Here is a 19,844-nt window from a genome sequence, read left to right on the forward strand (position 1 = left end):
ATTAAGGGCGCACGGCGAATGCCTTGGCACTAGGAGCCGAAGAAGGACGGCACTAACACCGATATGCTTCGGGGAGCTGTAAGTGAGCTTTGATCCGGAGATTTCCGAATGGGGGAACCCACTACGTTTAATCGCGTAGTATCTTGACGTGAATACATAGCGTCTTGAAGGCAGACCCAGGGAACTGAAACATCTAAGTACCTGGAGGAAGAGAAAGAAAAATCGATTCCCTGAGTAGCGGCGAGCGAAACGGGAAGAGCCCAAACCAAGAGGCTTGCCTCTTGGGGTTGTAGGACACTCAATACGGAGTTACAAAAGAATGAGTTAGATGAAGCGACTTGGAAAGGTCCGCCAGAGCAGGTAAAAGCCCTGTAGTCGAAAGTTCATTCCCTCCTGAGTGGATCCTGAGTACGGCGGAACACGTGAAATTCCGTCGGAATCTGGGAGGACCATCTCCCAAGGCTAAATACTACCTAGTGACCGATAGTGAACCAGTACCGTGAGGGAAAGGTGAAAAGCACCCCGGAAGGGGAGTGAAAGAGATCCTGAAACCGTGTGCCTACAAGTAGTTAGAGCCCGTTAATGGGTGATAGCGTGCCTTTTGTAGAATGAACCGGCGAGTTACGATTACGTGCGAGGTTAAGTTTTAGAAGACGGAGCCGCAGCGAAAGCGAGTCTGAATAGGGCGAATTAGTACGTGGTCGTAGACCCGAAACCAGGTGATCTACCCATGTCCAGGGTGAAGGTAAGGTAACACTTACTGGAGGCCCGAACCCACGCACGTTGAAAAGTGCGGGGATGAGGTGTGGGTAGCGGAGAAATTCCAATCGAACCTGGAGATAGCTGGTTCTCTCCGAAATAGCTTTAGGGCTAGCCTCGTGATGAGAATACTGGAGGTAGAGCACTGTTTGGACTAGGGGGCCATCCCGGTTTACCGAATTCAGACAAACTCCGAATGCCAGATATTTATACACGGGAGTCAGACTGCGAGTGATAAGATCCGTAGTCAAAAGGGAAACAGCCCAGACCACCAGCTAAGGTCCCAAAGTAATCGTTAAGTGGAAAAGGATGTGGCGTTGCATAGACAACCAGGATGTTGGCTTAGAAGCAGCCATCATTTAAAGAGTGCGTAATAGCTCACTGGTCGAGTGACGCTGCGCCGAAAATGTATCGGGGCTAAACGATTCACCGAAGCTGTGGATTGACATCTACGATGTCAGTGGTAGGAGAGCGTTCTAAGTGCGTTGAAGTCAGACCGGAAGGACTGGTGGAGCGCTTAGAAGTGAGAATGCCGGTATGAGTAGCGAAAGACGGGTGAGAATCCCGTCCACCGTATGACTAAGGTTTCCTGAGGAAGGCTCGTCCGCTCAGGGTTAGTCGGGACCTAAGCCGAGGCCGATAGGCGTAGGCGATGGACAACAGGTTGATATTCCTGTACCACCTCCTCACCGTTTGAGAAATGGGGGGACGCAGTAGGATAGGGTAAGCGCGCCGTTGGTTGTGCGCGTCCAAGCAGTAAGGCGTGTGTGTAGGCAAATCCGCACACTGTAACGTTGAGCTGTGATGGCGAGTCCTTTAAGGACGAAGTTCCTGATTTCACACTGCCAAGAAAAGCCTCTATCGAGGTGAGAGGTGCCCGTACCGCAAACCGACACAGGTAGTCGAGGAGAGAATCCTAAGGTGTGCGAGAGAACTCTCGTTAAGGAACTCGGCAAAATGACCCCGTAACTTCGGGAGAAGGGGTGCTCTTGAGCGTGCAAGCGCATGAGAGCCGCAGTGAATAGGCCCAGGCGACTGTTTAGCAAAAACACAGGTCTCTGCAAAACCGTAAGGTGACGTATAGGGGCTGACGCCTGCCCGGTGCTGGAAGGTTAAGAGGAGTGGTTAGCGCAAGCGAAGCTGCGAATTGAAGCCCCAGTAAACGGCGGCCGTAACTATAACGGTCCTAAGGTAGCGAAATTCCTTGTCGGGTAAGTTCCGACCCGCACGAAAGGCGTAACGATCTGGGCACTGTCTCAACGAGAGACTCGGTGAAATTATAGTACCTGTGAAGATGCAGGTTACCCGCGACAGGACGGAAAGACCCCGTGGAGCTTTACTGTAGCCTGATATTGAATTTTGGTACAACTTGTACAGGATAGGTAGGAGCCAGAGATCTCGGAGCGCCAGCTTCGAAGGAGGCGTCGGTGGGATACTACCCTGGTTGTATTGAAATTCTAACCCATGCCCCTTAGCGGGGCAGGAGACAGTGTCAGGCGGACAGTTTGACTGGGGCGGTCGCCTCCTAAAAGGTAACGGAGGCGCCCAAAGGTTCCCTCAGAATGGTTGGAAATCATTCGTAGAGTGTAAAGGCACAAGGGAGCTTGACTGCGAGACCTACAAGTCGAGCAGGGTCGAAAGACGGGCTTAGTGATCCGGTGGTTCCGCATGGAAGGGCCATCGCTCAACGGATAAAAGCTACCCCGGGGATAACAGGCTTATCTCCCCCAAGAGTCCACATCGACGGGGAGGTTTGGCACCTCGATGTCGGCTCATCGCATCCTGGGGCTGTAGTCGGTCCCAAGGGTTGGGCTGTTCGCCCATTAAAGCGGTACGCGAGCTGGGTTCAGAACGTCGTGAGACAGTTCGGTCCCTATCCGTCGTGGGCGTAGGAAATTTGAGAGGAGCTGTCCTTAGTACGAGAGGACCGGGATGGACACACCGCTGGTGTACCAGTTGTCTTGCCAAAGGCATCGCTGGGTAGCTATGTGTGGACGGGATAAGTGCTGAAAGCATCTAAGCATGAAGCCCCCCTCAAGATGAGATTTCCCATTACGCAAGTAAGTAAGATCCCTCAAAGACGATGAGGTAGATAGGTTCGAGGTGGAAGTGTGGTGACACATGGAGCTGACGAATACTAATCGATCGAGGACTTAACCAAAATGTTTGAAACATTCAATGCACCGTTTATCCAGTTTTGAAAGAACAACATCTTTCTAAAAGAGGGTTTCAAGATACGAGTAGTTCAAGGAAGCAATTGAGAGAAGGAAGGAGCGTACCTAAGTACGTGACTGACTGAACGAATGAAGCTGACAAAGAAAGACGACGTATATTGGAAGCCGACAATAGTCTAGTGATGATGGCAAAGAGGTCACACCCGTTCCCATACCGAACACGGAAGTTAAGCTCTTTAGCGCCGATGGTAGTTGGGGGCTTCCCCCTGTGAGAGTAGGACGTCGCTAGGCAAATAAAAAGCCTGAGAATAAAATTCTCAGGCTTTTTTTATTATGGATAACAGCTGCTCTGATGAATGGAAGTTCATGGAGCAGCTGTTTTTATATATAAATTTTTAAAATTCAAGGGCACTACGAAGATTATTGGTATAGGATTGACTGACTGGTAATTCACTTCCATCTTTAAGTGTGACAATAAAGTTTGAAGTGAGGTCCCGGGACATTTTTTTTATAAAATGAATATTAACGATATAGGATCTATGAATGCGAATAAAGGATGAAGGTAGTCGCATCTGTAATTCTTTCAGCGTAATACTTGTTTTAAACTGCTCCCCCTCTACATAGAACCACGTCTTTTTCTGAAGACTTTCGATGTGGGAAATCTTTTCAATTGCAACAGGGTTCCAATCTTCATCTTGTTTGCCCGTTAAAAATTGATAAGGTTCTACCTTTTGAATGGTGAAGGTTGAAGGTAACACTACTACAAGTGCCGCTGGAACACCTTGTAAATAAATGGGATAACCAATTCCATAATAAGGCGTATCAAAAAGAGAGTTATCCAAAATGGCATCTGTCCGTCTCTTGGTGTTTAGTACCTTTTCTGCTATGCTACCAGATTGAACCTGCTGTCCTACCTCCAAATGAATACTTTGATGACCAGAATGAAAATAGATATAAGTGTCTTGAACAGCAATGGCGATTGATGAATTAGATGGAAGCCAGTCTGTTAACATCGTAATATACTGTTGTGAAATTTCTTTTGCTGATAAATTATACTCATTATTCATTGTGAATATCCCCCTTGTTTGTAAACAGTTTACCAAATTTCGTCGCTGAAAAAGATGGTTTCATCATAAAAATTCGGTCTTTTATCTAAAAATAGTGAAAATTCAGATGCTCTGTTATATATTAATTTACAACAAATAAACCTGTTATGGAACAGTTGCTTGAAAGTTTTTTAACAGAGTATATTGTACACAAAGGGGAAGGTGGAATTTCGATATGTCAACACGTCAAGAAAAAATCCAAACTTTAGAAAAACAATGGGCAGAAAACCCACGTTGGGCAGGGATTGAACGCGCATATACAGCAGAAGAAGTAATTAAATTACAAGGTTCTGTTGTAATTGAACAAACTCTAGCATCTAAAGGTGCTGCACGACTTTGGAACTCTTTACATGAAGAGCCATTCATTAATGCGTTAGGTGCCTTAACTGGTAATCAAGCGGTTCAACAAGTAAAAGCAGGATTAAAAGCAATCTACTTATCAGGTTGGCAAGTGGCTGCTGACGCTAACCTTTCTGGTCAAATGTACCCTGACCAATCATTATATCCAGCAAACTCTGTACCAGCTGTAGTTAAACGCATTAATCAAGCGTTACAACGTGCTGATCAAATTGACCATGCGGAAGGTCGTGTAGATAACTTTGATTGGTTCGCGCCAATCGTAGCAGATGCAGAAGCTGGTTTCGGTGGTCCTCTTAATGTATTCGAGCTTGTAAAAGGAATGATTGAAGCAGGAGCTGCTGGCGTTCACTTAGAAGACCAATTAGCTTCTGAGAAAAAATGTGGTCACTTAGGTGGTAAAGTATTACTACCGACACAAAATGCTGTTCGTAACTTAATCGCTGCTCGTCTTGCAACAGACGTAATGGGCGTTGATACAATTTTAATCGCACGTACAGATGCGGATGCTGCGGATATGGTAACATCTGATATTGACCCACGCGATGCTGAATTTATCACTGGCGAGCGTACACCAGAAGGATTCTTCCGCACAAAACCGGGTATTAAGCAAGCGATTGCTCGCGGCTTAGCTTATGCGCCATATGCAGACTTAATCTGGTGTGAAACTTCTAAGCCATCACTTGAGGAAGCACGTGAATTTGCAACAGCAATTCATGCCGAATTCCCAGGCAAAATGCTTGCTTACAACTGCTCACCTTCATTCAACTGGAAGGCAAACCTTTCAGAAGAAGAAATCGCTGAATACCAACGCGAACTTGGAAAGTTAGGATACAAATTCCAATTTGTAACATTAGCTGGCTTCCATGCATTAAACCACTCTATGTTTGAACTTGCACATGATTATAAAGATAACGGAATGGCTGCATATTCTAAGCTACAACAAGCTGAGTTTGCTTCAGAATCAAAAGGTTATACAGCTACTCGTCATCAACGTGAAGTGGGTACTGGTTACTTTGATGATGTATCACAAGTTATCTCTGGAGGTACATCTTCAACAACAGCAATGGCCGGTTCTACAGAAACAGAGCAATTCGTATAAGATAGAAAAGTACATCGAATCCTAAATTCATAATCATAGCTCAGTCTCCTCCGCCCCTCCTAAGCGGGGGAGGACTGTAATTAAAATCGCAAAAGGTGGGGGAAATTACTGATGGAACAAGCAACTACAGGTAAGCTTAAAATTGTTGGGGAACAAAATGAGCAAACAAAAGAAATCTTGACACCGGAAGCCCTTGAGTTTGTTCTTGCCCTGCATGAAAAATTTGATGCGCGTCGTAAAGAACTTTTAGAGGCACGCCAAGACCGTCAAAAACGTCTTGATGCTGGTGAAAAGCTTGATTTCTTATCAGAGACAAAGGCAATTCGTGACGGAGATTGGACAATTGCACCACTTCCAGCAGATTTACAGGATCGCCGCGTAGAAATAACAGGGCCAGTTGATCGTAAAATGGTTATTAATGCATTAAATTCTGGTGCAAGAATGTTCATGGCTTGCTTTGAAGATGCATCTGCTCCGACATGGGAAAACATGATCAACGGGCAAATTAATATGCGTGATGCTATTAATAAGACAATTGAATTTACACAAGAGTCAAATGGTAAAACATATAAATTAAACAAAGAAACAGCCGTATTGTTAGTCCGTCCACGTGGGCTTCATTTACTTGAAAAAAATGTGCAAGTAGACGGTGAACCGATTTCTGGTAGCTTCTTTGACTTTGGTCTATATCTATTCCATAATGCAAAAAACGCACTGGCAAAAAATACAGGTCCTTACTTCTACCTTCCGAAGCTTGAAAGTCATTTAGAGGCGCGCTTATGGAATGATGTATTCCTCTTTGCACAACAATACATCGGTATTCCGCAAGGTTCGATTAAGGCAACTGTTTTAATCGAAACAATTTTAGCTGCATTTGAAATGGATGAAATTTTATATGAGCTACGTGAGCATTCAGCCGGTCTGAACTGTGGACGATGGGATTATATTTTCAGCTATATCAAACGTCTGCGCAATCAACCTGATGTAATTTTACCTGATCGCGGCCAAGTAACGATGACGGTACCTTTCATGAAAGCATATACTTCTTTATGTATTCAAACGTGCCATAAACGCAATGCACCTGCTATGGGTGGTATGGCAGCGCAAATACCGGTTAAAGGTGATGACGAGGCGAATGCTGTTGCATTTGCAAAGGTTGCTGAAGATAAGCGTCGTGAAGCAACAGATGGTCATGATGGCACTTGGGTTGCCCATCCAGGCATGGTTGCAACAGCAATGGAGCAATTTGATGCGATTATGAAAACACCAAACCAAATCGATAAAAAGCGTGAGGATGTAAGTGTGACTGCTGAAGATTTAGTCTCCGTTCCAGAAGGTACTATTACTATTGAAGGACTTCGTATAAACTGCAGTGTTGGAGTTCAATATATTGCTTCTTGGTTACGAGGCAACGGTGCTGCACCTATTAATAACCTGATGGAGGATGCTGCGACAGCAGAAATTTCTCGTACGCAAGTATGGCAATGGATTCGTCATCCAAAAGGAATTTTAGATGATGGTCGTGGCATTACATTAGCATTTGTGCTAGAGATCTTGGAAGAGGAGCTTGTGAAAATTAAAGAGGCTGTTGGGGAGCAGGCTTATAACAGTGGTCGCTTTGATGAAGCTGCTGAACTGTTCAAATCTTTAATTGAGCAAGATGAATTCGTGGAATTCTTGACGCTTCCAGGCTATGAACGATTAACTTAATTGAGGTAAATCTACTAACGAACATGTCCAATTTTAATACAGTGGATTGAACTCGAATGCAGTCCACTTTGTCAGTGATGTAATGAGCGGGGTCTGTTCCCTCGTTCCTTACCGAAAGAAAATGAGCATAGTTTCAATTAAAGGGGTCTACTTATAAGTAAAGAGATTTAACAAGGGGTGAAAGATGTCTTGTAAGCTTAGATGGGGAGCTTGCAGGGCATTTTTTGTATAACTGGGGGATTATATTTTGTATGAAAGAATACATATAGGATGGGCAAGTATAACTCAAGGGGGAAAAGAAATGCGTAATAAAGAAATGTTACTAGTACCTGGACCAACACCAGTAGTAGATGAAATTTACGATGCATTAGCAAGCGAAACTAGAGGGCATACAGATCCACGGTTCGTTAACATTTATAAAAATGCAATAGAACAAACGAAGAAACTGTTTCAAACAGATGGCGAGGTTTTTGTAATAGCTGGATCCGGAACATTAGCTATGGAGATGGCAATTGTTAATACAGTGGGGAAAGGCGAAAATCTTCTTGTAATTAGTCATGGCTATTTTGGGGATCGTTTTATACCACTTGCAACAGCTTATGGTATTCATGTTGAGGTGCTTCAAGCTGAGTGGGGGAAGCAAATTGAGGTATCAGCAGTTAAGGCAAAATTAGCAGAGGGCAATTTTAAGGCAGTGACGATTACACATGCAGATACGTCTACAGGTGTAGTATCAGATTTAGATGCATTAGTACCAGTTATAAAGAAGGCTGGCGCACTTGTTATATTAGATGGTGTTGTCGCAACGGCTGCGCTTGATGAAAATATGAGCAAAGAATACAATCATCCTGACTACAAATTAGATGTCGTGTTAACCGGTTCACAAAAGGCCATAGGTGTTCCACCAGGACTAGCAATAATTGCTTTCAATCAATCGGCTTTAAAGGCTCGAAAGGCATTAGGTACAATTCCTGCGTATTATAGTGATATTACAAATTGGATTCCGGTAATGAATGACCCAGGAAAATACTTTGCAACACCGCCTGTTAATTTAATTTATGCATATGAGGTGGCGATGAACATTGTGTTAGATGAAGGTATTACGAAGCGTGCGGCTCGTCATATTGCATATGGCCGCGCAATACGGGCCGCATTATTTACGTATGGCATGGTCGCTCTTGCAGAAGAAGCAGTTGCTGCCCCCACACTGAGCTGTTTGTTATATCCGGCAGAGATAGAGGATGGGGAATTTCGTGCAAAGTTAGCAGAAAAAGGTGTGATAGTAGCAGGCTCATTGGCACATTTAGCTGGCAAGGCATTCCGCATCGGACATATGGGTAATACAACGCCGGTGATGCTTGAAGAAGCAGTAAAAATTATTGGTGAATCGTTAAACGAACTAGGAAAGTCAGTAGATATAGAAGCAGCTATTTTACGGTTGAAAGAGGTTTTAGCTGTAACTACAAAATAAACAGAAAGCTGTGTCCAATTAATTGTGACACAGCTTCTTTTTGATGAAAAATTAGTTTCCTCAAACGTAAAGTATAGAGGTAAGTTACAACGTAATTTTCGCGTAGTAAGCTATTTAACAAAACTTATCACAAAGCCATCGTAGCCCTTACTACCAACAGTTTGTATAGCTGTAGACTCGAGCCGAGGTTCTTTTTCTAACAAATCCATAAATTGACGTACACCTTGTACGCGTTCATCTTCGCTTTTTTTGTCAATCACTTCTCCGTCTCGAATGACATTATCACCGATAATAAGTGCCCCATTATTAGCTAATTCTAATGCCCACTTCAAGTAATGAGGATTATTGGGCTTATCTGCATCAATAAAAATTAAATCAAACAGTAGGTCATTATCTTTGAGGGTAGGCAAGGTATCTAATGCTTTACCAACGATTACTTCTACTTTACTTGCACAACCCGCATTTTGAATATTTTGTTTAGCTATTTTTGCATACTGTGGTTCAACTTCAAGTGTATATACTTTACCTGTTTCAGGGAGAGCGCGTGCCAACCATATGCTACTATATCCACCAAGAGTGCCAATTTCTAAAATATTTTTAGCCCCCTTAATTTTAGCCAATAAATATAGAAGTTTTCCTTGTGTTGGGGACACATCAATTTCAGGAATGCCAGCTTCTTTATTCGTTTGTAGTACTCCTTCAAGTATTTCATCAGACGGTATTAGTTTATCAACCAAATAATCATCTACATCTTTCCAAATAGTGTTTAACATAACGCTCCTCTTTTCTACTGTTTGTGTTCTTGCAACAAAAGTGTATGATAGAATGAATCATAATAAAAATATATTATTATTATTCATTCATAACTATAAGTTATGAGTAGAGGTGAACTTATGAACATACATGGCTTAAAATTGTTTTATCAAGTAGCGGTAACTGGAAGTTTTACTAGAGCAGCTGAATTGCTTTGTATTAGTCAGCCTGCAGTTTCGAGCCAAATTAAAAAATTTGAACATGAAATTGGGGTTCCATTATTTAAGCAACAAGGGCGTGGCATTGTCTTAACTGAATTCGGGGAAGCTTTAGCAGAAAAAGCACAAAGCCTTGTTACGCTTGAAAAACATATTGAATCTTTTATTGAGGATTATCGACTCGCTAAGGCAGGAACCATTCATCTTGTCGCGACTTATTTACCGGCAAATTTTTTAATTCCTAAATGGGCAGCTACATTTAAAGGTACAAATGAGGACGTTAATTTAATCATTACGACGACGAATACCAAGGACGCTTTTGAACAACTCATGCATTATAAAGCTGATATTGCTATTTATGGGGGCGGGATATCAGAAAGGCCAGAAGAAGTAACATGGGAAGAACTATTTGAAGATGAACTTTGGTTTGTTGTAGCACCAGATCATCCTTATGCCAATCAGGACATTTCGTTAGCTGAGATGGTTAGAGAGCCCTTTATCATGCGTGAAGAAGGAAGTTCAATGAGAGAGCACCTTTTTTCTTTATGCCAAACATATCAAGTAAAACCTCCGAAAATCGCCCTGCAATTTAATGGAATTAATGAAACTATTCGTTCCGTAATGGCTGGCTATGGTGCAAATTTTATTTCATCGCTTGCAGTGCGTGAGTATGTAAATAGTGGTCAATTGGCAAGAGTTTATGTCGAAAATGTAGATATTAAACATAAAATTGCGATTTGTACAAGAAAAGACGAAAAACAGAGTTTACTTGTACGAAAATTTATAGAGATTATTAAAAATTCGCTACCTTTCTAATGCTAAGAAAACAGTCTGCATATTAAACTGAAAGAAGTAATGTAATACACCGTGTTCTTGTGCTATTGCTTTAAATTCGCAGTAAAATCCATGTGAATCTGCAGTTTTTAACAATGCAATTAAGTAGTTTGTTTGTTATATTGATTATATAACAAACATGGAGCTGATAATAATGATAATTCAAATAGAACCACAGTCGGATGTACCAATTTATGAACAGGTATCACGGCAAATAATTGAAGGGATTGCGAGGGGAGATATGAAGCCAGGCGATACATTGCCATCTGTCCGTAATTTAGCAGCGGACTTAGGTGTCAATATGCATACAGTTAATAAAAGCTATCATGAATTAGAGGCAAAAGGTATATTAACGATTCGTGCTAAATCAGGGGCAATTATTCGTTCAGTAGAGGAGCGAGCATTAACTTCAGAGCAATTACAACAAATTGAAAAAAACTTAAAGCCTCTTGTGGCGGAAGGAATGGTCCTTGGCGCCAGTGTAGACCAGATTGAGCTTATGATGAAAAAGGTCTTTGCTGATTTACAAATGCCAGTAGAAGGAGTGTAGCAGGATGCTACTAGCTATTTTTACAATTTCGTATATCGTGACATTGGTTATGCAAGTATTTGTCCCATATCTAGTGCGAGAGACAATTGTCTTCGGTGTAACGGTGCCTGAACAAAATATAAAGCATCCTATTTTAGGGTTAATGAAAAAGCGCTATGCTCAAATTGTGGGAATTTCTGGTGTAGCATTGTTAGTCATTCTTCTCGTTATCAATTGGATAGCTAAGCCCTCTGAAATTACTCAAGGTATTCTTTTGCTTAGTGTATTATATGGGATGCTAGCAGTGAGTTTGGTACTATATTGGTTGAATCATCAGAAAATTACTAAATTGAAAAAGAAAGAGCAATGGGGAATTAATATAAAGCAAGTGCGTGCGGTGGATTTAACTGCACGGAGTCGCGATGAAATACTTCCTTGGCCATTCTATGTGGTCCCTATAGGAGTGACTGTATTTTTAATGATATTCACTGTACTACATTATGAGCAAATACCAAATAATGTTGCCGTGCACTGGGGTCCTAATGGAGAGGCTGACGCTTGGCAAGAAAAATCATATTTTACAGCAATCTCTTTACCGCTTGTTATGCTGATGATGCAGTGTATGATGTGGGGCATTGTGGATTCTGTTAAGCGTTCAGCCATAAGATTATCAGTTAATCGCCAAGAAGAGTCTTTAGAAGATCAGTTAAAAACAAGAAAATATATGAGCTGGCACATGATGCTAATAAGCTATGCCCTCACTGTATTATTGTCGGTATTGCAGCTAAGTAATATCTATCCTTCGTTGGCTGAAGGAGGAAAATTATTGCCAATGTTTATTGTATTTTTAGTGCTAGTGCTGGGTTCATTACTTTTCTATGTATGGAAGAAACGTCAGTTGAGGTTAAGTTATGTAGATAATGTAGTATCAGAAGTAATGGATGTTGACGAGGATCGTTATTGGAAGGGTGGATTGATTTATATGAATGCCCAAGACCCATCTGTTTTTGTAGAGAAACGCTTCGGTGTCGGTTGGACAATGAATTTGGCGAATCCACGTGCCTATATCGTCATCGTATTGCCATTCGTTATATTGCTGTTGATTTCTATATTTTCATTATAAAATAAAGGGGTTACTACACTAAGTAGTGGCCCCTTTTTGAATGGAGGTAAGTATGAATGAAGATTTTAGTGGTGGATGACGATGTGCATATTCTGCATTTAATTAATATTTATTTAACACGTGAAGGCTATCAGGTATTACAGGCAGAAAATGGTGAGCAGGCATTACAATTGCTTGAGCACGATTTACCTGATTTGGCTGTAGTTGATGTAATGATGCCAGGTATGGATGGTTTTACACTAACGGAAACACTAAGTCAGGATTATGATGTTCCGGTGTTGTTATTAACGGCAAAAGGCGAACTGGAAGACAAGGAACGTGGGTTTTTAGCGGGCTCAGATGACTATGTTGTCAAACCGTTTGAACCAAAAGAGCTATTATTTCGCATAGCAGCAATTTTGCGTAGATTTGATAAGAAGAATCAAGTGACTGTGCAGGTTGGAAAGCTGATAATTGACCGCAGAAGCTTCGAGGTTGGCATTGGTGAAAACACACTTATTTTGCCATTAAAGGAATTTGAACTATTAGCATTACTAGCGTCACGCCCAAACCAAGTTTTTGCACGTAGTATGATAATGGAACAAGTTTGGGGATATGATTATGATGGAGATGAACAGACATTAAATACACATGTGAAACGGGTTCGTGAGCGATTATATCGGTATGATACAGATGTAGAAATTAAAACTGTACGTGGCGTAGGCTATAAACTAGAGGTCATAGCATGATGAAAACATTATATAGCAAGTTTGTTGTTACAACCATGCTCATCATGATAGGCAGTCTGTGTATCGGCTTTTTAATGACAAATACTTACTATCATCAAGTAACTAAGGAACAAAACGATACAAAAAATGTTGATATTGCGACAAATATTGCAGAATATATCGAGTCCGCTAACCCTGTAGATTTAGATAATTATTTAACGACACTCGGAGAGATTGGCTATCAAATTTATGTCACAACCGGCGAGGAAGGTCGTTTTTTTGGTGGTGAATATCGAGAAAAAACATTGTCACCTAGTGTTATTCAACATGTATTAGACGGAGGAATTTATCACGGTATGCGTGATTTTCCGAAAGAGACTTTTGTGACAGGTTTTTTTGCCAATGAACTGATTAATACCATTGGCGTGCCTTTTTCATATGACAATCAGCAATATGCATTGTTCATTCGACCGGATATACGTCTGTTATTTTCAGAGGTGCATACCATTCTAGGCGGATTAATTCTTGTCATGGCAGTACTGAGCTTGCTCGCCATGTTACTATTTGCCAAGGCATTAATTCGCCCTATTACACAATTAACAGAGGCGACACACCAGCTCGCACATGAGAAGTTTGATACGCTGTTAGAAATAGAACGTGCGGATGAAATTGGCCAATTGGCTGATAGCTTTAATGTGATGACAGAAAAATTACAGGAAAATGATCGAATTCGTAAGGAATTTATTAGCAATGTATCCCATGATTTCCAATCACCATTATTAAATATCCGGGGTTATGTGGATTTGCTGAAAAATCCACTACTTACAGAGAAGCAAAGACAGGAGTACGCGACGATTATAGAGTTAGAAACGAAGCGGCTTTCGACATTGACGAAGCAATTGCTATTGCTGACATCTCTCGACCAATCGACAAGGTTATTAAAGCGTGAACCTTATCGTGTGGACGAGCAGTTGAAGGATACAGTACGTAAGTATCGTTGGCAGCTAGAGGAAGCGAGTGTACAGTTAACGTATCAGTTAGATGCTGTTATGTATGATGGTGATGCTGGGTTATTGCAGAATGTATGGGATAATTTATTAACAAATGCCATTAAATATAATGTTGAAGGTGGAGAAATTCATATTCATTTGCAACAACATGCACCTTTTGTCGAGGTCCTAGTAGAAGACAGTGGTATTGGCATGACAAAAGAGCAATTAGAAAAGGTCTATGATCGTTTTTATCGGGCTGACGAATCACGTACAAAACAGGGGACCGGCCTTGGTTTAGCCATTGTTAAGCAAATTGCTGAGTTGCACGGGGGCGAGGTGCAGATGGAGAGTACGCTTACTTCGGGCACTAAGGTCCGTATTCGTTTACCACAATTGTAATGAGGAGTTCATGTAAAGTTCATATTCACTCGGTAGACTTCTAAGTAAGTTGAAGAAAGCTTAGGAGGAATTATCATATGGAACAAAAATGGAGTTTACGCCTTATACGACTGGCTGCTATTTTTGCATTGTTAGGTACGTACTTAGGTTCACATATGTCAGGGTCAGGTAGCTATGAGTATCGACCAATACATGCACACATTTTACTTGTTGGATGGTTAAGTATGTTTGCTTGGGGAATTTTTTACCGTGCTTTCAACGTGAAATCTAAAAAATTAGTAGCGGCACAAGGTTGGAGCGCAATTTTGGGAGTCTTTGGTTTAACATTGGGCATGTGGTTCTACAATATTAACCCGTTTAATTTTAGCAGTACATTTACAATGGTTTTCTTTATTGTTGGTGGGACAACTTTATTAATTAGCTTTGCATTATTTATTGTTGTGACATTTATGATTAATCAAAAAGAAGAAATGAAACATTAAGGAAACACTCTTGCTAATTTAGAAGAGCATGATACCTGAAAAGTGGAAACCGAACTGCCCTTTGTCTAGTTGATAGGGGGCAGTTCAAACTTTGAATAGGTGGTCGACATCAAAGAGGACAAATAGAGGCTTGTTCAACAAGGTGATGAATGTTTAAAAAAATGACTTCGGCAGCTTATTCAGCTTACCCAAGTCATCTGATCGCCGCTTGATTGTAACAAACTATCTTATACTGTCTTATTTATTTTTTTGCAGTAAATCGTTCTTGTCTTGGCATCGTTTCTATTCCAATTGAAAACGCGCCAATACGTGAACTTGATATCGTTTACCGCAATGATAGATATTTAAGTAAAGCAGCACAAGCTTTTATAAAACTGATGATAGAAAAGTTTTAACTAAATTAATATTCACCCCAAATAGCCCAGATGTTGAATTATGCTGTCACAATTCAACATCTGGGCAAATTATGGCTCATTAATCAATGTAATATTTCAAGCGATTTTTTGAGCCAACGTGTCGCCTCGTTATAGTCCTGTGCAACGCCCTGGCCTTTTTTGTAGAGCATACCTAGCTGAAATTGAGCTTTTTGGTGGCCCTGATTGGCAGCCAGTCGATACAACTGAGCAGCCTTTGCAAAATCCTTTGGTACACCTTGTCCGTGACTATGCATTTGAGCTAGTTGAAATTGAGCTTTAGCATGGCCCTTTGTTACAGCCTGCCCGATCCATCTTGCTGCTTCCGTATAGTCTTGCTCAACACCTTTCCCTTTGTCATATAAATTACCAAGTTGATATTGTGCCCCAGCATGTCCTTGTGTGGCAGCTAGGCGGTAGCAACGTCGTGCCTCATCTAAATCCCGTGTGACGCCCAGTCCTTGCTCATATAACAATCCTAGCTGATATTCAGCGCTTATATGTGATTGGTCGGTAGCCGCACGCCACCATTTAACAGCCTCGGGATAGTTTAGAGTGATTCCAATGCCAGTTGCGTATAACAACCCAAGCTCAAATTGAGCATCAGGGTAACCTTTTTCTGCTGCAACTTTAAAGTAGTGTAGCGCTTTTTCAGGTTGCTGAAGTTGATTTACATAAAGGCGACCAAGTTCATAGCCTGCACGAATATGACCATTATTAGCAGCAAGTTGCCACCATTTTTCAGCGCCTGTGCTGTTTTTTTCGCTTTCGTAAAGAACACCAAGGCAATACTGTGCATTAATATGTCCTTTATGTGCCGCAAGTTTAAACCATTTTAATGCTTCGACCGTATCCTGTTGTAATCCTTGCCCTGTATTGTAGAGCATAGCCAATTGAAATTCTGCATTTGTATGATCTTGTAATGCAGCTAAATGAAACCATCTCGCGGCTTCCTGAAAATTTTGTGCAATCCCACGTCCTTTAATATACATATAGCCAAGATTGTACTGTGCACTTGCGTCACCAGCCAATGCTGCCATTTCAAAGTAGGCTATAGCTTCTTCGAAGTTTTGTGGTACACCACTGCCGTTATGATAGAGAAAGCCGAGATTGTTTTGTGCACTTGTATTCCCTTGGTTAGCTGCTAAAACATACCACTTAGCGGCCTCAGAAAAATTGATAGGCATGCCGAGCCCTTGATTGTGAATGACACCAAGATTGTACTGTGCATCGGCATTGCTTAAATCAGCCGATGCTTTATAAAGGCGAGCAGCTTCCTCGTAATTTTGGGCTATACCTTGTCCTAAATGATATAGAACACCTAAGCTATAGAGGGCGTTCGCATCCTGTTGAGCCGCAGCTTTTTCATACCACATTCTTGCAATTTTATAGTCTCTCTTGACACCCCGTCCATGATTATAAAGGACGCCTAAATTATATTGTGCACTGGCATTGCCCTCGTTCGCTGCTAATTCAAACCAATTGGCGGCATATTCGTAGTCATCTGTTGGCTGGTCTTCCTGATGTAAGATATTCATGTCGAATGGGGGCAGAACATCTTCTAAGAAGGAACCTTTCCGTACGGATAAAGAAGCTATAAAGCTACGATCATAACGATTGATAAACCACTCAACAATATCACTGATGTAATCGAGAACAATTTTTGCTGCCTTCGCCTCAATAATGCCACTACTACTAATCGTCATTTTCCGAACAAGATTCATGAGTAAATAAATACGACGTGGATGGATTTTGGCGATAAAACTGCGATTATTCATGAGTGTACGAATACTTTTTAGTTTAGGCTCAGTATGCATTTCCAACTTATAACTCTCGTATAAAATCTCCTCGAGTACAAGGCGTGACCTTTGCAAGGAAATATCCGGTTTTGTTACAGTGAATTTACTAGCATCTTGTAAATTTTTAGCTAAATTTGTGAGGGACAATGCAGATAATTTTTTACATTGTTCTCGTAGAATTTCATATTGTATGACGATAGTACTCACCTCTACTTCTATAAATGACGAAAACACTCTCTTTTCTCATTTATCGGGAAATAAATGGAGTTATTGATATTTTCAAATGGATTCCCCAGTTGAATTGTCTACGTTACATGATACTATTTGATATAAGGGTTAGTTTATAGCCATTTGGGGGATTGATTGATGAAAGAGATTGCAGCTATTATTCCAGCATATAATCCGCAACAGTCATTTGTAACATATGTACATCAATTATTGGCCACTTCAATCACACAAATTATTATTGTAAATGATGGCAGTGATTTAAAATATGCAGGTATTTTTGAAGAATTGAAAACTATTGATAATTGTCGAGTATTGCAACATGACTTGAATATTGGGAAAGGTGGCGCTTTAAAAACAGCATTTGCTTATGCTTGGGCGCAGAAGGGCCGGTTTCAAGGTGTTATAACAATTGGTGCTCATGGTCAGCATACATTGCAGGATGTGAAGCTAGTGTTAACGATGACTAAAGTGTTTTCTGAAGGAATAGTACTAGGAGTACGTAATTTTCAGTCGACCGATAGTACGTTTTTGTCATATTGGGGTAATCGTGCGACAAGCTTGTTTTTTGATTTGCTTTTTCACCGAAAGCTCATGGATACACAAACAGGTTTACGCTATATATCGATAAAAGAGTTGCCGTGGCTAATGGAAGTGAAAGGTGATCGCTTTGAGTACGATACTAATATGCTGATAACTGCGCTTAAAAGAAAATGTCCAATTTTTGAAGTAGAAATTGGTCAGCTACGCTTGAAGAAAAATTCAGTAATTCAGTATGATGAAGTTAGCAATGCAAGTACAGTTATTGCAAAAATGCTTATGAATTATTTAAAACCAAGGAGAAAGTAACTTACTGGTGTATTTTTAACATATTAGGCTAGGATAAAAATAATAATTACTCAATAGAACGTAGCGAGTATAAGAAGAAGGAGTAATGCATGTGGAATATTCAGATCAAGTGAAAAATCGCGTAAAGCGGATGGAAGGTCAGCTACGTGGTATTTTAAAAATGATGGAAGAAGAAAAGGATTGTAAGGCGGTTATTACGCAATTATCGGCGGTACGCTCAGCTGTAGATCGTACAGTTGGTGTAATAGTGAGTACAAATCTCCTAGAATGTGTACAAAATGCTGAAGGGGACGGCGAAAAAATGAATGAAGCGATTCAAGAGGCTGTAAATTTAGTTGTAAAAAGCCGTTAAAGGTGCAACATTATTGTATGGGCGGTATCGTAAGTATAATTGCCAGCTACCATAAACATAAAAGACAAGACTCACTGTAATGGGTGAGTTTTTTATTTTGTGCAGAAAAGTGTTGTACTATAGTATCTATACTGTATCCGTGAGATTAAAAACCTATATTAATGAAAATATAATTATAGAAAAAAGTCATATGTAGTGAACTTGTACGATAGATTTATAGTACCTTTTTCTTTTATAATTATTATGAGAATAATTTATAAATGGGAAGGAGAATTTATTATGAAAAAATGGTTACTAAGCGGTGTAGCGGTATTAATGCTAAGCCCAACTGCTGCATATGCACATAATGCAGAAACTCATACAGTCGAGACTTCCCCTAAGAGTGCTTTCAATGGTATGTCCAGCTCAAAGATCACTACTTGGGATAAACTCATAAATGAAGTAGCACAACAAATGAATAATTTTTCTACCGAAATTAAAGTTACATATAGTGGGCCAATGGCTGATTTTAATAAAAATATCATGCAGGTATTAGAAAGTGCTCAGAAACAGGCAATCTATGCGAGTGGGCATTTGGAAGGTGTTTCTATTACCTCGGATTCTGAGGGTAATATCACGTTTAAAGTGAAATACTTTACGAATCAAACACAAGAAGCTGCGGTACAAAAGAAGGTTGATCAAGTATTAAAAACAATTATAAAGCCTTCTATGACACAATTTCAAAAAGTAAAGGCCGTTAATGATTACATTGTTTCGAATGCAACATATGGCAATAAAACGAAAGCAAGCCCCCACAGTGCATACGCATTATTAATGGAAGGACAAGCAGTGTGTCAAGGCTATGCATTACTAGCATATAAAATGTTACAACAAGCTGGTATTGAAACACAGTATGTAGTAGGTTATGTCAACGGCAGTGAAGGCCACGCCTGGAATATGGTGAAACTTGATGGCAAGTGGTATCATTTAGATACAACATGGAATGACCCATTACCTAACCGAGTAGGGGCATCTTCCTATGATTACTTCTTAGTAACAGATGCACAACTAAAGAAAGATCATTCTTGGATTGCTTCAGATTATCCTGTAGCAACGAGCACAGCATATAACTATATGCAAAATGTACATTTTGCATATCAAATCAATAACATGCTGTACTTTAGTAATACAGCTGACAATGACAAATTGTATAAACTCGACTTAACGAATGGTAAGAAAACAAAGGTGATGGATAGTCGTGCGTTGTATATTACAGGTGTAGGTGATGACCTTTATTATAGCGACTATAGCAATGGTGGTTACTTAACAAAGATGAGTTTAAAGACATTAAAGACTGGTGTGCTTGTGAAGCAACCCGTATCAGATCTAATGATTAAAGACAATAATTTAGTTTACAAGGTTAATGCAAAAGAACAAAAATTGAAAATTAATTAATTTTAAGTTTCTAATAAGTTGCTGAGTAAAGACTTCTATACTTCATTTACCAGCTG

15 protein-coding genes and 2 rRNA genes (1 of these 17 running past the window's edge) are annotated in these 19,844 nt (G+C 40.5%); 14 read left to right on the top strand and 3 right to left on the bottom strand.

Annotation, left to right across the window (positions count from 1 at the left end; all coding sequences use genetic code 11):
* Both C9J31_RS00985 and rrf read left to right on the top strand, forming a co-directional pair.
* Positions 1-2,920: ribosomal RNA gene (locus C9J31_RS00985) — 23S ribosomal RNA — on the top strand; it begins 9 nt to the left of the window's first position.
* Between the two features lie 188 nt (positions 2,921-3,108).
* Positions 3,109-3,224: ribosomal RNA gene (gene rrf / locus C9J31_RS00990) — 5S ribosomal RNA — on the top strand.
* A gap of 104 nt (positions 3,225-3,328) precedes the next feature.
* Here the strand turns inward: rrf and C9J31_RS00995 are convergent.
* A complete protein-coding gene (locus C9J31_RS00995; RefSeq protein WP_107950654.1) occupies positions 3,329-4,000 on the bottom strand; it encodes a LytR/AlgR family response regulator transcription factor in 672 nt (223 codons plus the stop codon).
* 214 nt (positions 4,001-4,214) lie between these two features.
* On the opposite strand from C9J31_RS00995, the gene aceA reads away from it, so the two are divergent.
* The 3 genes from aceA to C9J31_RS01010 all read left to right on the top strand — a co-directional run bounded on the left by aceA (position 4,215) and on the right by C9J31_RS01010 (position 8,679).
* Positions 4,215-5,498, top strand: a complete 1,284-nt coding sequence (aceA, locus tag C9J31_RS01000) for an isocitrate lyase (protein WP_107950655.1) — start codon at positions 4,215-4,217, stop codon at positions 5,496-5,498.
* Positions 5,499-5,609: 111 nt separating this feature from the next.
* Entirely contained in the window at positions 5,610-7,208 is a 1,599-nt protein-coding gene (gene aceB, locus C9J31_RS01005; protein WP_107950656.1) for a malate synthase A, read from the top strand.
* A 301-nt stretch (positions 7,209-7,509) separates the two neighbouring features.
* Entirely contained in the window at positions 7,510-8,679 is a 1,170-nt protein-coding gene (locus C9J31_RS01010; RefSeq protein ID WP_054768522.1) for a pyridoxal-phosphate-dependent aminotransferase family protein, read from the top strand.
* Positions 8,680-8,789: 110 nt separating this feature from the next.
* Here the strand turns inward: C9J31_RS01010 and C9J31_RS01015 are convergent, their stop codons facing one another.
* The gene (locus C9J31_RS01015) at positions 8,790-9,452 is read right to left on the bottom strand and encodes an O-methyltransferase (RefSeq protein ID WP_107950657.1); all 663 of its coding nucleotides are present in this window, start codon (positions 9,450-9,452) and stop codon (positions 8,790-8,792) included.
* Between the two features lie 120 nt (positions 9,453-9,572).
* Here C9J31_RS01015 and C9J31_RS01020 point away from each other — a divergent pair, with 120 nt between their 5' ends.
* The 6 genes from C9J31_RS01020 (at position 9,573) to C9J31_RS01045 (ending at position 14,716) form a co-directional block, all read left to right on the top strand.
* On the top strand, positions 9,573-10,466 hold the full coding sequence (locus tag C9J31_RS01020) for a LysR family transcriptional regulator (RefSeq protein ID WP_107950658.1): 894 nt from the start codon (positions 9,573-9,575) through the stop codon (positions 10,464-10,466).
* 172 nt (positions 10,467-10,638) lie between these two features.
* Complete coding sequence (locus C9J31_RS01025; RefSeq protein ID WP_107950659.1) at positions 10,639-11,034, top strand: GntR family transcriptional regulator; 396 nt, start codon at positions 10,639-10,641, stop codon at positions 11,032-11,034.
* Between the two features lie 4 nt (positions 11,035-11,038).
* Positions 11,039-12,136 (top strand): DUF1648 domain-containing protein, encoded by a 1,098-nt coding sequence (locus tag C9J31_RS01030; protein ID WP_107950660.1) that lies wholly within the window; start codon positions 11,039-11,041, stop codon positions 12,134-12,136.
* 56 nt (positions 12,137-12,192) lie between these two features.
* Complete coding sequence (locus C9J31_RS01035; protein WP_107950661.1) at positions 12,193-12,864, top strand: response regulator transcription factor; 672 nt, start codon at positions 12,193-12,195, stop codon at positions 12,862-12,864.
* Positions 12,861-14,234, top strand: a complete 1,374-nt coding sequence (locus tag C9J31_RS01040) for a HAMP domain-containing sensor histidine kinase (RefSeq protein ID WP_420798436.1) — start codon at positions 12,861-12,863, stop codon at positions 14,232-14,234. Before C9J31_RS01035 ends, C9J31_RS01040 begins: the two co-directional genes overlap by 4 nt.
* Positions 14,235-14,311: 77 nt before the next feature.
* Positions 14,312-14,716 carry a hypothetical protein gene (locus C9J31_RS01045; protein WP_107926039.1) on the top strand — a complete coding sequence of 135 codons (405 nt, stop codon included), beginning with the start codon at positions 14,312-14,314 and terminating at the stop codon, positions 14,714-14,716.
* A gap of 478 nt (positions 14,717-15,194) precedes the next feature.
* On the opposite strand, the gene C9J31_RS01050 is transcribed toward C9J31_RS01045, so the two are convergent.
* Positions 15,195-17,162 (bottom strand): SEL1-like repeat protein, encoded by a 1,968-nt coding sequence (locus tag C9J31_RS01050; protein ID WP_244854854.1) that lies wholly within the window; start codon positions 17,160-17,162, stop codon positions 15,195-15,197.
* A 132-nt stretch (positions 17,163-17,294) separates the two neighbouring features.
* Here C9J31_RS01050 and C9J31_RS01055 point away from each other — a divergent pair, with 132 nt between their 5' ends.
* The 3 genes from C9J31_RS01055 (at position 17,295) to C9J31_RS01065 (ending at position 19,788) form a co-directional block, all read left to right on the top strand.
* Complete coding sequence (locus C9J31_RS01055; protein ID WP_107950662.1) at positions 17,295-18,002, top strand: glycosyltransferase family 2 protein; 708 nt, start codon at positions 17,295-17,297, stop codon at positions 18,000-18,002.
* 91 nt (positions 18,003-18,093) lie between these two features.
* Positions 18,094-18,354: a metal-sensitive transcriptional regulator gene (locus C9J31_RS01060; protein WP_004233098.1), complete on the top strand. Its 261-nt coding sequence runs from the start codon at positions 18,094-18,096 to the stop codon at positions 18,352-18,354.
* Positions 18,355-18,633: 279 nt separating this feature from the next.
* Complete coding sequence (locus C9J31_RS01065) at positions 18,634-19,788, top strand: transglutaminase domain-containing protein (RefSeq protein ID WP_107950663.1); 1,155 nt, start codon at positions 18,634-18,636, stop codon at positions 19,786-19,788.
* The last annotated feature ends 56 nt before the right edge of the window (positions 19,789-19,844 follow it).

It is taken from the genome of Lysinibacillus parviboronicapiens (assembly GCF_003049605.2).
GTDB lineage: Bacteria > Bacillota > Bacilli > Bacillales_A > Planococcaceae > Lysinibacillus > Lysinibacillus parviboronicapiens.

Bases quoted from the DNA above. Each gene is read 5' to 3' on its own strand.
- C9J31_RS01020 (WP_107950658.1), top strand. From the start codon at position 9,573: ATGAACATACATGGCTTAAAATTGTTTTATCAAGTAGCGGTAACTGGA.
- C9J31_RS01015 (WP_107950657.1), bottom strand. From the start codon at position 9,452: ATGTTAAACACTATTTGGAAAGATGTAGATGATTATTTGGTTGATAAA.
- aceA (WP_107950655.1), top strand. From the start codon at position 4,215: ATGTCAACACGTCAAGAAAAAATCCAAACTTTAGAAAAACAATGGGCA.
- C9J31_RS00995 (WP_107950654.1), bottom strand. From the start codon at position 4,000: ATGAATAATGAGTATAATTTATCAGCAAAAGAAATTTCACAACAGTAT.
- aceB (WP_107950656.1), top strand. From the start codon at position 5,610: ATGGAACAAGCAACTACAGGTAAGCTTAAAATTGTTGGGGAACAAAAT.
- C9J31_RS01010 (WP_054768522.1), top strand. From the start codon at position 7,510: ATGCGTAATAAAGAAATGTTACTAGTACCTGGACCAACACCAGTAGTA.
- C9J31_RS01065 (WP_107950663.1), top strand. From the start codon at position 18,634: ATGAAAAAATGGTTACTAAGCGGTGTAGCGGTATTAATGCTAAGCCCA.
- C9J31_RS01040 (WP_420798436.1), top strand. From the start codon at position 12,861: ATGATGAAAACATTATATAGCAAGTTTGTTGTTACAACCATGCTCATC.
- C9J31_RS01045 (WP_107926039.1), top strand. From the start codon at position 14,312: ATGGAACAAAAATGGAGTTTACGCCTTATACGACTGGCTGCTATTTTT.
- C9J31_RS01035 (WP_107950661.1), top strand. From the start codon at position 12,193: ATGAAGATTTTAGTGGTGGATGACGATGTGCATATTCTGCATTTAATT.
- C9J31_RS01055 (WP_107950662.1), top strand. From the start codon at position 17,295: ATGAAAGAGATTGCAGCTATTATTCCAGCATATAATCCGCAACAGTCA.
- C9J31_RS01025 (WP_107950659.1), top strand. From the start codon at position 10,639: ATGATAATTCAAATAGAACCACAGTCGGATGTACCAATTTATGAACAG.
- C9J31_RS01030 (WP_107950660.1), top strand. From the start codon at position 11,039: ATGCTACTAGCTATTTTTACAATTTCGTATATCGTGACATTGGTTATG.